Annotated in this window: 12 protein-coding genes; 4 read left to right on the forward strand and 8 right to left on the reverse strand. The window is 69.1% G+C overall.

Going from position 1 to position 12,882, the window contains the following annotated elements; all coding sequences use genetic code 11:
- Nucleotides 1-8 precede the first annotated feature (8 nt).
- Nucleotides 9-1,520 (forward strand): glucose-6-phosphate isomerase, encoded by a 1,512-nt coding sequence (locus FDP22_RS09735; protein ID WP_170317646.1) that lies wholly within the window; start codon nt 9-11, stop codon nt 1,518-1,520.
- 19 nt (nt 1,521-1,539) lie between these two features.
- On the opposite strand, the gene FDP22_RS09740 is transcribed toward FDP22_RS09735, so the two are convergent.
- From FDP22_RS09740 to FDP22_RS09755, 4 genes are read right to left on the reverse strand one after another with little or no spacing between them, the layout of a single operon-like run.
- Nucleotides 1,540-2,016 carry a MarR family winged helix-turn-helix transcriptional regulator gene (locus FDP22_RS09740; protein ID WP_239031739.1) on the reverse strand — a complete coding sequence of 159 codons (477 nt, stop codon included), beginning with the start codon at nt 2,014-2,016 and terminating at the stop codon, nt 1,540-1,542.
- A complete protein-coding gene (locus FDP22_RS09745) occupies nt 2,013-2,855 on the reverse strand; it encodes a carbon-nitrogen hydrolase family protein (RefSeq protein WP_138571917.1) in 843 nt (280 codons plus the stop codon). Before FDP22_RS09745 ends, FDP22_RS09740 begins: the two co-directional genes overlap by 4 nt.
- Before the next feature lie 3 nt (nt 2,856-2,858).
- Nucleotides 2,859-3,116: a glutaredoxin 3 gene (gene grxC / locus FDP22_RS09750; RefSeq protein WP_138571916.1), complete on the reverse strand. Its 258-nt coding sequence runs from the start codon at nt 3,114-3,116 to the stop codon at nt 2,859-2,861.
- Nucleotides 3,117-3,176: 60 nt separating this feature from the next.
- A complete protein-coding gene (locus tag FDP22_RS09755) occupies nt 3,177-3,923 on the reverse strand; it encodes a ComF family protein (protein WP_239031740.1) in 747 nt (248 codons plus the stop codon).
- Between the two features lie 63 nt (nt 3,924-3,986).
- Between FDP22_RS09755 and FDP22_RS09760 the strand changes: the two genes are divergently transcribed.
- Complete coding sequence (locus FDP22_RS09760) at nt 3,987-4,844, forward strand: methyltransferase domain-containing protein (RefSeq protein WP_346728818.1); 858 nt, start codon at nt 3,987-3,989, stop codon at nt 4,842-4,844.
- Nucleotides 4,845-4,927: 83 nt separating this feature from the next.
- Complete coding sequence (gene hemH / locus FDP22_RS09765; RefSeq protein ID WP_138571915.1) at nt 4,928-6,013, forward strand: ferrochelatase; 1,086 nt, start codon at nt 4,928-4,930, stop codon at nt 6,011-6,013.
- Nucleotides 6,014-6,107: 94 nt separating this feature from the next.
- Here the strand turns inward: hemH and FDP22_RS09770 are convergent, their stop codons facing one another.
- The 4 genes from FDP22_RS09770 to FDP22_RS09785 all read right to left on the reverse strand — a co-directional run bounded on the left by FDP22_RS09770 (nt 6,108) and on the right by FDP22_RS09785 (nt 9,312).
- Nucleotides 6,108-6,296: a hypothetical protein gene (locus FDP22_RS09770; RefSeq protein ID WP_138571914.1), complete on the reverse strand. Its 189-nt coding sequence runs from the start codon at nt 6,294-6,296 to the stop codon at nt 6,108-6,110.
- Between the two features lie 122 nt (nt 6,297-6,418).
- Entirely contained in the window at nt 6,419-6,817 is a 399-nt protein-coding gene (mutT, locus tag FDP22_RS09775) for an 8-oxo-dGTP diphosphatase MutT (RefSeq protein ID WP_138571913.1), read from the reverse strand.
- Nucleotides 6,814-8,172, reverse strand: a complete 1,359-nt coding sequence (gene argJ / locus FDP22_RS09780; RefSeq protein WP_138571912.1) for a bifunctional glutamate N-acetyltransferase/amino-acid acetyltransferase ArgJ — start codon at nt 8,170-8,172, stop codon at nt 6,814-6,816. Before argJ ends, mutT begins: the two co-directional genes overlap by 4 nt.
- Before the next feature lie 216 nt (nt 8,173-8,388).
- A complete protein-coding gene (locus FDP22_RS09785) occupies nt 8,389-9,312 on the reverse strand; it encodes a peptidylprolyl isomerase (protein ID WP_138571911.1) in 924 nt (307 codons plus the stop codon).
- Between the two features lie 280 nt (nt 9,313-9,592).
- On the opposite strand from FDP22_RS09785, the gene secA reads away from it, so the two are divergent.
- Complete coding sequence (secA, locus tag FDP22_RS09790) at nt 9,593-12,451, forward strand: preprotein translocase subunit SecA (RefSeq protein WP_430225868.1); 2,859 nt, start codon at nt 9,593-9,595, stop codon at nt 12,449-12,451.
- The last annotated feature ends 431 nt before the right edge of the window (nt 12,452-12,882 follow it).

The following is a 12,882-nucleotide window of genomic DNA, read 5'->3' on the forward strand; positions in this document are numbered from 1 at the left end:
TCGAAGCGATGCATGCCTGCGAGGGCGATCTCCTGCTCGACCTGTCCTCCGCCGCGATGACACCGGAAGTGATTTCGGCGCTGCTCTCCTTCGCCGCCGCCTGCGGGCTGGGGGAACGCCGGTCGGCCTGGATCGACGGGGAAACCGCCGCGGATCCCTCGCTGGAGGCGATCCCCGCGCCTGCGCTGCGTTGTCCGCCCGGGCAGGTGTCGGAGGTGGACGGCCAGGATATCTCCCGCGCGCTGGACGCCAGCAGGCAGTGGCCCGAGACCCTCGCCATGGCCATCCGCAGAGGAGAGATCGGCGGCGCGGGCGGCCGGCCCTTCACCGACATCCTCCAGCTTGGCCCCGAGACGGCAGATCCCGGCCCGGCGATGGTCACGCGGAGCCTCACCGCCGCCGGGGGCGCCGCGCCACGGGTGCATTTCCTGTCCTCGAAGGAGGGCAACCGGCTGCGGCGCCTCACCGCGCGGCTGGACCCGGGAACAACGGCAATCGTCTTCGCCGAGCGCGAGATCCTGGCGCCGGAGATCCGGATGCTGGCGTCGCGCCTGCGCGGCTGGCTCATCGCCCATCTCGGGGAAGCGGCGGCGCGCCGCCAGCTCTTTGCCGTCACCCGGGACGTGGAGACCGCGCGCGCCCTCGGCATGGATCCTGCGCGGATCATGGGCTTCACGAATCGCAGCCATGCCAGCTTCAGCTGCTGGTCGCCGCTCAATCTCGGCCTGCAGATCGCCATCGGTCCGGACGCCCTGCTCGACCTGCGCCGGGGCGCCCATCAGATGGACATGCATTTCCGCGACGCCCCCAGCGCGATCAACCTCGGCACCCTGCTCGGCCTCGCGGATTTCTGGCATGAGGACATGCTGGGCCTCGCGCAGGCCGATCCGATGCAGTTCGGCGCCGGGCCGGATGACTGGGCAGCCTACATGCGCGGCCTGCGCAGCCGCCGGGGCGCCTCGTCCTCGCCGGGGCGCGCCAGGGTCGCCGATCTGCTGGTCTCGGCCCTGCCGGAGGACGTCGATTGGGATGAGTACCAGGTGTCCGCGATGGCCGAGGGCCTGCACAGCCTGCGGCAGCGCAGCCACGGGGGGCGGCAGCGCAGGCCGGGCGGGCCGGTTCTGATCGAACCGCGCCGTGGCGCGAGCCTGCCCGAACCCGGCCAGCCCACCGTGATCCTCGCCTATGGCCGCTTCGATGCCGTGACGCTCGGCCGACTGATGGCGCTCAGCGAACATCGGCTGTTCGTGACCGCCAGCCTGCGCGGCCGCAGCTTCCGCAGCGAGCCGCGCCGTGTGCCGGAGGAGGTGGCGCGACTGGGGCGCGTGTTCAGCACCGGGTCCATGACCGGCACGGACCCGGTGTTGCACGGGCTGGTCGCGCACCTGGTGCAACTGCGCGGCCTCACGCCGGAAGCGGGGCCGCACACCGGCAGGGCCGCTGAAGTCATCACCTTTCCCGGATTTTCCGGACGGCGCAGGCGCTCGGGCGCGCAGCAGCTTCCGCACCGGACCGGGTAACGCACCTGTCAGAGGAGGGTCACTGCTGCTCGCGGGCGTCGAGCAGGATGCGCATGTGCCTCAGTACCGGCAGGAGGGCGCGCAGCTTGTCCGGGCCTAGCCGCTCGGCCAGCTCCGAAAACACCGGTGCCACGGCGGCGACGGCCCTCTGGCGCGCTTCGAGCCCGGCGCGGCTGGCGGAGACATACTTGCGGCGTCCGTCCTCCCAGTCCGGGCGGATGTGGATGTACCCGGCATCGTCCAGACGCTGCAGGGTGTTGGTCATCGCGCCGCGGGTGACCTGGAAGATCCGGGCCAGTTGGGCGGGTGTGCGCTCCCCTCCCTGCCGGGCGAAATGAGTGAGGACCATGTAGTGTGACAGCTGCATGCCGGCGGGAAGGGCGCGCTGGATGCGCGTGCGGGCATGTTGCTCGATGCTCAGAATCTCGGAGAGCAGCGCCACCGTCAGCGGATCTTCATCCGCGGTGCCCGGAACCGCGAGGGGATTGCGCATCATGCCGGTCCGGGGGCGGCGGAAAAGGGCCGGTCATGCTGCAGGCTCGGAACCTTCCTGCGCGCGCTGTCGACGAGGGCGAGGTCGAGATCGACCAGCGTGACGCCCGGCGCCTCGCCCGCATCGGCGAGCACCTCGCCCCAGGGCGCCACGACCAGAGAGTGACCCCAGGTGCGCCGCGGGGTCTCGCCGCCGCCGGGATGCGTGCCGCATTGCGCCGGGGCCAGCACGAAACAGCCGGTCTCGATGGCGCGCGCGCGCAGCAGCACTTCCCAATGCGCGCGGCCGGTGGGCACGGTGAAGGCGGCCGGCACCGTGAGCAGCCGCGCGCCGGCCTGCGCAAGCGCCCGGTAGAGGGCGGGAAAGCGCAGATCATAGCAGACGGTCATGCCCAGCGGTCCCCAGGGCGTGTCCGCGCAGACCAGCGCCTCTCCGGGGCGGAAACCGGCCGATTCGCGGTAGCTCTCGCCATCGGTCAGGGTGACGTCGAACATGTGGATCTTGTCATACCGCGCGCGGATACCGCCATCGGGCCCGATCAGGAAGGAGCGGTTGGCGAAACGGCCATCGTCGTCGCCGGTCTTCAGCGCCAGCGAGCCGATGAGCAGCCAGACCCCGAGTTCCGCCACCACTGCGCGCAGGCGGGCGAGGGTGAGGTCATCCGCTTCCCGGCGCAGAACCTCGTGCTGGTGCGCGCGGCTCGAGGAGATGATGTTCGTCACCTCGGGCGTGAGAACGAGCTCGGCTCCGCCTGCGGCGGCCTCCCGCAACAGCGCCTCCGTGACCTCCAGGTTCTGCCGGGGGTCATCAGAGGCGGTCAGCTGGAGGAGGCCTGCGCGCATGCGTCAGGCGGCCAGGATGGGATCGAGCTTGCCCGTGCGCTCAAGCGCGTAGAGGTCGTCGCACCCGCCGATATGCGTGTCATCGATGAAGATCTGCGGCACGGTGCGGCTGCCCGCGGCGCGCGCGACCATTTTCGGGCGCAGCGTGGGGTCAGCCGCCACGTCGTATTCGATGAAGGCAACGCCCTTCTGGGAGAGGAGATTCTTGGCCATCCGGCAATAGCCGCAGGTGGGCGTGGTGTAGATTTCGACCTGTTTCATGGGGGACCTCTGGGAAAACCGGAACAAAGCCAGATATAAGCGTTTCGTCCCGGCTTGCAATCACCCGGGCGGGCGAACGCGGGTTTCCGGGGCGAGGGCGCGCGCCGCGGCGAGCACGTCCACACCCGCGGCGCCGCCGGCGAGACAGGCCGTCGCGCAGGCGGTGAGCGTGGCGCCGGTGGTCATCACGTCATCGACCAGCAGGATGCGCAGGCCGGTGAGGGAGTGTCGCGGCCCCGGCGCGATGGCTCCGGCGAGGTTCGCGGCGCGGGCATCCAGGTCGCGCCCCACCTGGCTGGGCGTGTGGCGATGCCGGGCGAGAAGGTCGAGGACGACGGGCTTGCCGGAGAGGCGGGCGAGCGCGCGGGCCAGTTCGGCGGACTGGTTGTGCCCGCGCCGGGCAAGGCGCAGCCAGTGCAGCGGCACCGGGGCGATCACGTCTGCCCGGTCGAGCAGGTCGGCTCCGGCTCGCGCCATCCACCCGGCGATGGGCTTGGCGAGTTCCAGCCGGCCGGAGTGTTTCAGTGACAGGATCAACCGCCGGCCGGGCCCCTCATGCGCGATGGCGGCACGGGCGATGTCCCACGGCGGCGGGTGGGCGGAGCAGCGTGCGCAGTGCAGGTCGGGGCCGGCGAAGGCCCCCTCCACCGGGCTGGCGCAGCCCTCGCAAAGCGCGCCGGTGAGGAACTGCGTGTCGCGCCAGCAGGCCGCGCAGAGCGCGCGCTGGCTCTCCACCGGCTCGGCGCAGGCGATGCAGACCGGCGGGTAAACAAGGTCCAGCATCCGCCGGCCAAGGGCGTTCAGCAAAGGAATGGGTTTTCTCCGGCCGCGCCACGCACTATCTCCGGTGTCCCGGACATTTGGCGGATCATGATGACGACTCCCCCCGATCTCTTCGATATCGACCTGCTCGCGCGCCGCCGCGCCAGGCTGCCGGCGCCGGAGACCTTCCTGCACCGCGAGGCCGCGGCGCGAGTCTCAGAACGCCTGATCGAGGTTAACAGATCGTTTAGCGCACCGGCGGTGATCGGCTGGCAGGCGCCGGTCTGGGCGGAGGAACTGGCGGGAAACCCGCGTCTCTCCGGGGCCCCCGCACTGGTGGAGGACACGGAAGTGCTGGCGCTGGAGCGTGGCGCGCAGGACCTGGTGGTGCACGGGCTGGGCCTGCACTGGTCGCGTGACCCGGTGGGCACGCTGATCCAGATGCGGCTGGGGCTGAAGCCGGACGGGCTGATGCTGGCGGTGAGCTTCGGCGGCCAGACCCTGCACGAGCTGCGCGCGGCCCTGGCGGAGGCCGAGGTGGAGCGCGCCGGCGGCCTGTCGCCCAGGGTGGCGCCGATGGCCGAGATTCGTGACCTGGGGGCCTTGCTGCAACGGGCGGGCTTCGCGATGCCGGTGGCGGACACGGAGCGGCTCACGGTCACCTATGCCTCGCCGCTCAACCTGATGCGGGAGCTGCGCGCGATGGGGGAGGGCAACGTGATGCGGCAGCGGCGTCGGGTTCCGCTGCGCCGTGACGTGCTGTTGCGGGCCTGCGAGATCTACCAGGCGCGCTGGGCGGGTGCCGACGGGCGGGTGCCGGCGACCTTCGATCTGGTGTTTCTCACCGGCTGGGCTCCGTCGGCGGACCAGCCGGTGCCGAAGCGCCCGGGCTCGGCCGTGGCGCGGCTGGCGGATGCGCTGGGCACCGCCGAGCGCAGCGCCGGCCAGAAGGCCGGCGAGGATTGACGGGCGCGACCGCTGCGCACTTGGAGCCCGGCGTGGCGCGGGGTACACCGGGCCTGCCACCCAGAGGACAGAGGAGTGCCACGATGGCTGACGAGACGGACCGGGACCAGCCGGGGCAGGGGCGCCTGGCCCATGCGCCCGCAGACCACCCCGCGCAACCGCGGGCCCGGGTGGGGGTGATCCTGTCCAACCTGGGCACGCCGGATGGCACGGATTACTGGTCCATGCGGCGCTATCTCTCTGAATTCCTGTCGGATTCCCGGGTGATCGATTACCCGCGCTGGAAGTGGCAACCGATTCTCCAGGGCATCATCCTCACGAAGCGCCCGTTCAGTTCCGGCCGCGCCTATGCCAGTATCTGGAACACCGAGCGTGACGAGAGCCCGCTGCTGACCACCACGCGTGAGCAGACGGAGGCGGTGCGGGCCGGCCTCGCCGCGCTGTTCGGCGACAGCGTGATGGTCGATTTCTGCATGCGGTACGGCAATCCGTCCACCGAGAGCGTGATCCGGCGCATGCAGGCGGCGGGCTGCGAGCGCATCGTGTTCTTCCCGCTCTACCCGCAATATGCCGGGGCCACCACGGCCACCGCGAATGACCAGGCGTTCCGCGCGCTGATGAAGCTGAAATGGCAGCCCTCCATCCGCACCGTGCCGGCCTATTATGACCATCCGCTCTACATCGACGCGCTGGCGCGCTCGGTGGAGGCGGTGTACGCGGGAATGGAGCGGCGGCCGGAGCACCTCATCACCTCCTATCACGGTGTGCCGAAGCGCTACCTGATGGAGGGCGACCCCTATCACTGCCAGTGCCGGAAGACCTCGCGCCTGCTGCGCGATCGGCTCGGGATGAGCGATGACGAGCTGAAGGTGACCTTCCAGTCGAAGTTCGGGCCGGAGGAGTGGCTGCAGCCCTACACGGTCGAGGAGGTGGCGCGGATGGCCAGGGCCGGCACACGGCGCATCGCGATCATGGCGCCGGCCTTCTCGTCGGATTGCGTGGAGACGCTGGAGGAGATCAACGAGGAGATCCGCGAGAGCTTCCTGCACGCCGGCGGTGAGGAATTCACCTATATTCCCTGCCTGAACGCGGGTGACGCGCATGTGGCGATGCTGATCGACATCCTGTGCCGGGAGCTTCAGGGCTGGGCGGTGCCCGCCGCAGGCTGAGCCCGGGCAGCGCAGTACCGGCAGACATGAAAACGCCCGGCCCTCGAAAGAGGCCGGGCGAAGGGAATTCTGTTTTCAGGATGTCTGCTGGCCGTCAGGCCACGGAGACACGACGCGGGGTGACGACGGCCGGCGCGCGCGCGGCCGATTCCTCTCCCGCATTCACGGCGCGACCCGTGAACGTGAGGTTCCCGACACGTACACTCATGCGCCCGTCACGGTGGTACCGGACGATTTCACCCTGAACGGAGACACAGCTCCCGATGACGATGGTTCCAAGCATTGGCGTTTCCTTTCCCCGAATGAGGCGGCTGTTATGTAGTTTCTATGGCCGCTGTGTTAAAGATGCGTGAAGATTGAGGGAGATGCACGTACCATTTTCGTCGGAGACGGTAAAATCGTTCGTCATATCCACTGCATGAGATGCGGGATGAGTGGCACATCCGCATCGGGCATGGGGTAGTCGCGCAGCGCGTTCGGGCGCACCCAGCGGATGGTCTGCCCTTCGCGCGGCGCCGGAATTCCCTGCCATTTCCGACAGATATAGAGCGGCATCAGCAGGTGGAAGCTCTCATAGGCGTGGGAGGCGAAGGTGAGCGGGGCAAGGCAGCTCTGCCAGGTCTCGATGCCCAATTCTTCGTGAAGTTCGCGGATGAGGGCGGCTTCCGGGGTCTCCCCCGGCTCCACCTTTCCGCCCGGGAACTCCCACAGGCCGGCCATGGACTTGCCTTCCGGGCGCTGCGCGAGCAGCACCCGGCCGTCGGGGTCGATCAGCGCGCAGGCCGAGACGAGCACCGATTTCACGAGCGGTAATCCGCGTTGATCTCGATGTAGCGGTGGGTGAGGTCGCAGGTCCAGACCGTGGCGGCCCCGCTGCCCACGCCCACGTCGACATGGATGTCGATCTCGGCGCGCTTCATGTAGGCGGCACCGTCTTCCTCGCGATAGGCGGGCGAGACCCAGCCGTTCTCGGCCACCACCGTGTCGCCGAAGCGGATGGTGAGCTTGTCGCGGTCGGCCGCCTGGCCGGACTTGCCGACGGCCATCACGATGCGGCCCCAGTTCGGGTCCTCGCCGGCCAGCGCGGTTTTCACCAGCGGCGAGTTCGCGATGGCGAGGCCGATGGTGCGGGCGGCCGCGGTGCTCTTCGCGCCGGTGACGGAAACGGAGACGAATTTCGTCGCCCCCTCGCCGTCGCGCACCACCTGCTGGGCGAGGTCCAGCATCACCTCGCCGAGCGCGTCGGAGAACGCCTTGCCGGCGGCGGAGGTGGCGGAGGTGATCGGCGCCATCTTCGCCTTGTTGGTGGCGGCCAGCACCAGGCTGTCGGAGGTGGAGGTGTCGCCGTCCACGGTGATGCAGTTGAAGGTGGCGGCGTTGCGCGCGGAGAGGATCTTCTGCAGCACCGGCTGCGCGATGCAGGCATCGGTGAAGATGAACACCAGCATGGTGGCCATGTCCGGCGCGATCATGCCGGACCCCTTGGCGAAACCGGAGATCGTCACCGGAGTGCCGTCGATCTCCACCATGCGGGTGCACCCTTTCGGAAAGGTGTCCGTGGTCATGATGGCGCGGGCGGCGAATTCCATCTTCTCGGGGGAGAGGCCGGCGGCGAGTTCGTCCATCTTCGCGGTGATGCGCTCGGCGGGCAGGGGCTCGCCGATCACCCCGGTGGAGGCGACGAAGACCTTGCCGGGCCGGGTGCCGATGGCGGCGGCGGCGGAGGCGGCGGTGGTCTCCACCCCGATGCGGCCGTTCGAGCCGGTGAAGGCATTGGAGTTGCCGGAGTTCACCAGGATGCCGTACTTGCCCTTGGGCGCGGTGCCCTCGGCCTCACGCGCGATGATCTCCTCGCACCAGTGCACCGGGGCGGAGCGGGTGAGCGAGCGGGTGAACACGCCGGCCACGGAGGCGCCGGCGTCGATCTCGGCCAGCATCACGTCCAGCCGGCCCTTGTAGCGCACCCCGGCCTCCACGGCCGAGAGCCGCACGCCGGCGATGGCGGGCAGGGCGGGGAAGCCGCCCTCGGGCGCCAGCGGCGAGACCGCGGGCGCGGCTTTCACCGGCGCGGCTGCGGCGGCTTTCGCCTTGTCCTTCTTGCCGCCGTTCTTCTTGTCGGCTTTCGCCTTCTTGGCTTTCTTGCCGTCGTCCTTGGCCATGGATTTGTTCCCGGATGTCCCCGTCAGTCGCTGTTCAGGCGCGTGTTGCAGATAGAATCGGGCCGCGGAAACGGTGTTCCGCGGCCCGGGCACTCTAGAGGGAAAACGGTTCGGACTGAACCTGCCTGAACCCGGGCGTCCCCTCTGACTGGTCGAAGCGGAGCAGGATCCCTTCCCGGATCGCGGTTCAACCCGGAACGGTCCTGCCCCGGCAGCTTACTGGCCCAGGAGGGCCGGATCCTTGATCGCGTCGGCCGGGATGCCGGTGTCCGGCTTCTCGATCTTCGCAGCGGCGCGCAGGGCGTCGACGCGCTCGCGCACCACGTTCTCGGAGAGCTGGTTCACAAGCTGGTCATGAATCTCGTCCAGCGTGGGCTTGGGCTTCACGCGGGTGTCGTTGAGCTTGATCACGTGCCAGCCGAACTGGGTCTGGACGGGGTCGGAGACCTGGCCCTTTTCCAGGCCGAAGGCCACTTCCTCGAAGGCGGGAACCATCTGGCCCTTGCCGAACCAGCCGAGCTCGCCGCCCTGCGGGCCGGAGGGGCCGGTGGACTTGTCCTTGGCCAGGGTGGCGAAATCGGCGCCGCCGTCCAGCTCTGCCTTGATCTCCTTGGCCTCGTCCTCGGTCTCGACCAGGATGTGGCTGGCGTTGATCTCCTGCTCCTCGGGCAGGTTCGCGACCTGCGCGTCATAGGCGGCCTTCACCGCCTCGTCGGTCACGGTCTCGTCGATCGACTTGCGGATGAGCGCGCCGGCGATGGCGTCGCGGCGGGCATTCTCCACTGCGAGCTTCACGCCGTCGGTCTGGTCCAGGCCCTCCTCCTCGCCGGCCTTGGCGAGCAGGATCTGGTTCACGACCTGGTCGATCAGCGCGGGGAACAGCACGTCGCCGGGGAGCTTCTTGTACTGGTCGGGCAGCGCGGCCCAGACCATGTTGATCTGCCCCAGGGTGATCTCCTCGCCGTCGACGGTGGCGACGACGGACTGGGCGGTGTAGTCGGCCGCTGCGGGAGCTTCGTCGGCCGCGGCGGGAGCCGTCGCATCCGGCGTCGTGGCCGGAGCGGTGTCCTGCGCGAAGGCCGCCGGAACGAGGGCCGCGGAGGCGAGCAGCGCCAGGGCCGTCGAGGAGAGCAATTTCATGAAAGTTCCTTTCGTGCATGTCTGCGGCACGGCCGCTGGGGGTCGGAGCGCCCGCGTCCCCGGGTGCCGTTGACAGGTGCCGCCACGCCCCTTACATCTCGGCCCGGCCGATTTGAGGCCACGGCGGCGACTTGCCCTCATCTACTGCGTCGGACGCTGGCGGACAATCCCCCCAACGCTCCTGTGAACGCAAGCCGGGGGTGCGTGCCGCCTTCATGAGATTCCGCGCCCAAGAGACGGCGCACCCGCGACGTGACTGGGAGAGCAGACAATGCTTGGTATGGGGACGCTGGCCCGCAAGGTGTTCGGCTCGGCCAATGACCGCAAGATCAAGGCACTCCGCCCGATCGTGGCGAAGATCAACGCTTTGGAAACCGAGGTGTCGGCCCTGTCCGACGACGACCTGAAGGCCCGGACCCCGGCGCTGAAGGCCCGGCTGGCCGCCGGGGAAAGCCTCGACGACATTCTGCCGGACGCCTTCGCCACCGTGCGCGAGGCCTCGCGCCGCGTGCTGGGCATGCGGCCGTTCGACGTGCAGCTGATGGGCGGCATCATCCTGCATTCCGGCGCCATCGCCGAGATGCGCACCGGTGAGGGCAAGACGCTGGTGGCCACGCTGCCGAGCTACCTCAACGCGCTCTCCGGCAAGTCGGTGCACGTGGTGACGGTGAACGATTACCTCGCCCGCCGCGACGCGGAGTGGATGGGGCGCGTGCACAACTTCCTCGGGCTCACGGTGGGCGTCATCGTCCCCGGGCAGAGCGAGATGGAGAAGCGCGCCGCCTACCAGGCCGACATCGCCTATTGCACCAACAACGAGCTGGGCTTCGACTACCTGCGCGACAACCTGAAGTCGCAGCTGTCCGACATGTTCCAGCGCGACCACGGCTTCGTGGTGGTGGACGAGGTGGACTCGATCCTGATCGACGAGGCGCGCACGCCGCTGATCATCTCCGGCCCGACGGAGGACAAGTCCGACCTCTACGTCGCCATCGACAAGTTCATCCCGGAGCTGACCGAGGCACATTACGAGATCGACGAGAAGGCCCGCTCCGCCATCCTCACCGAGGAGGGCAACGACATCGTGGAGCAGCGCCTGCGCGCCGCCGGCCACCTGAAGGGCGAGGCAACCCTCTACGACCCGGAAAGCGTGAGCCTCGTGCACCACGTGAACCAGGCCCTGCGCGCCCACAAGCTGTTCACCCGGGACAAGGACTACATCGTCCGCGGCGCCGAGGTGGTGCTGATCGACGAGTTTACCGGCCGCATGATGTCCGGCCGCCGGCTGTCCGAGGGGCTGCACCAGGCCATCGAAGCCAAGGAAGGCGTGACGATCCAGCCGGAGAACGTCACGCTCGCCTCCGTCACCTTCCAGAACTACTTCCGTCTCTATGACAAGATCGCCGGAATGACCGGCACCGCCCTCACCGAGGTCGACGAGTTCATGGAGATCTACAAGCTCGACGTGCTCGAGGTGCCGACGAACCTTCCCGTCGCGCGCCAGGACGAGGACGACCAGGTGTTCCGCACCGCGATGGAGAAGTATGCCGCCATCGTCGAGAACATCGCCGATGCGCATGTGCGGGGCCAGCCGGTGCTGGTGGGCACCACCTCGATCGAGAAATCCGAGCTGATCTCGCGCCTGCTGAAGGACGTGACTTTCCTCACCGACACCGCTGACCGGCTGGAGGGCTGGGCTGCGGAGATCAAGCCGGGCAAGGAAGCGGAGCGCCACGCCTACCTCACCCGGATCTGTGCCGCGCTGCGCGCCGCCGCCGCCGAGGGCGGGCTGGAGCACAATGTGCTCAACGCCCGTTTCCACGAGCAGGAGGCCCATATCGTGGCCCAGGCCGGCCGCCCGGGCACCATCACCATCGCCACCAACATGGCTGGCCGCGGCACCGACATCCAGCTCGGCGGCAACGTCGACATGCAGGTGGCCGAGGAGATGGAGAAGGCCGGCGACGGCGCCGACGAGGCCGAGATCCGCGCCCGCGTGGCCGTGACCGTGGCCGAGGCGAAGGCCAGGGTGATCGAGGCCGGCGGCCTCTTCGTGCTCGCCACCGAGCGCCACGAGAGCCGGCGCATCGACAACCAGCTCCGCGGCCGCTCCGGCCGTCAGGGCGACCCGGGCCTGTCGCGCTTCTTCCTCTCGCTGGAAGACGACCTGATGCGCATCTTCGGCTCCGACCGGCTGGACAAGATGCTCAAGCGGCTGGGGATGAAGGAGGGCGAGGCCATCGTCCACCCCTGGGTGAACAAGGCGCTGGAGAAGGCGCAGGGCAAGGTCGAGGCGCGCAACTTCGACATCCGCAAGAACATCCTGAAATACGACGACGTGATGAACGACCAGCGCAAGGTCATCTTCGACCAGCGCCGCGAGATCATGGCCGCCACCGATCTCTCCGAGACCGTGCGCGACATGCGCCACGAGCTCATCGACGATCTCGTCACGAAGTACATGCCGGCCAAGGCCTATGCGGACCAGTGGAACACCCAGGGCCTGCACGCCGACGTGATCCGCTATTTCAACGCCGAACTGCCGGTGATTTCCTGGGCCGGGGAAGAGGGTGTCGACGACCAGGAGATCCGCGAGCGGCTCTACCGGGAGACCGACAAGCTCATCGCCGAGAAGGTGGCGAAATACGGCCCCGACACCATGCGCTCGGTGGAGAAGCAGGTTCTGCTGCAGACCATCGACCAGCACTGGCGCGAGCACCTGCTGACGCTGGAGCATCTGCGCTCGGTGATCGGCCTGCGCGGCTATGCCCAGCGCGACCCGCTGAACGAGTTCAAGTCCGAGGCCTTCACCCTGTTCGAGAGCCTGCTGAACCGGCTGCGCGAGGACGTGACCGGTCAGATCAGCCACGTGCAGATCATGACGCGCGAGGAGCAGATGGCGATGATCGCCCGGCTGCAGGAGATGGCGGCGGCCAAGCAGGCGTCCGAGGCTCAGGCCCGTGCCGGGGCTGTGGCCGCGGCCCCCGCCCAGCCCGGCCCCACGGCCCAGGCCGCAGCCGAGGAAGAGGTCACCACGCTTGACCCGAATGCCCCGGAAACCTGGGGCCAGGTGAGCCGCAACGAGCCGTGCCCCTGCGGCTCCGGCCTGAAGTACAAGGCCTGCCACGGCAAGTTCTGATCCGGACCGCGCCCGCGCGAAACCCCTCACCGCCGCCCCGGTTCCCGCCGGGGCGGCGGTGTCGTTTCCGGGGGGGCGAGAGGGCGCTCGGGTCTCCGCGTGGAGGCAACTCTGCCGGAGCTGAGGTGTCCGACGTCTTCTGTCTCTCCAGAAGCGCGGGGCGCCGGCGCGGGATCGGGCCCGGGCAACGCATCCTGCGGAACAGGCTCCGGCCGCACCCCTTGGCCGAGGCACCGTCCGCGCCCCGCACTTCGTCGGAGGCACCGTCCGGCCCCGCATCTCGGCCAGGCCCCGACAGTGGGGCCGCAGTCCGGGGATGAGCGATGGCCTCCCACGCCCCGGGGAAGGGGCGACCGGGTGGTTGAGGGCCATGGCACATGGACCGGCCCCCTGAACCCGGGGCCACCAGTTCGCGTGAAAACCCGGGCGCA

Source organism: Paroceanicella profunda (genome assembly GCF_005887635.2).
In the GTDB taxonomy this organism is placed as follows: domain Bacteria; phylum Pseudomonadota; class Alphaproteobacteria; order Rhodobacterales; family Rhodobacteraceae; genus Paroceanicella; species Paroceanicella profunda.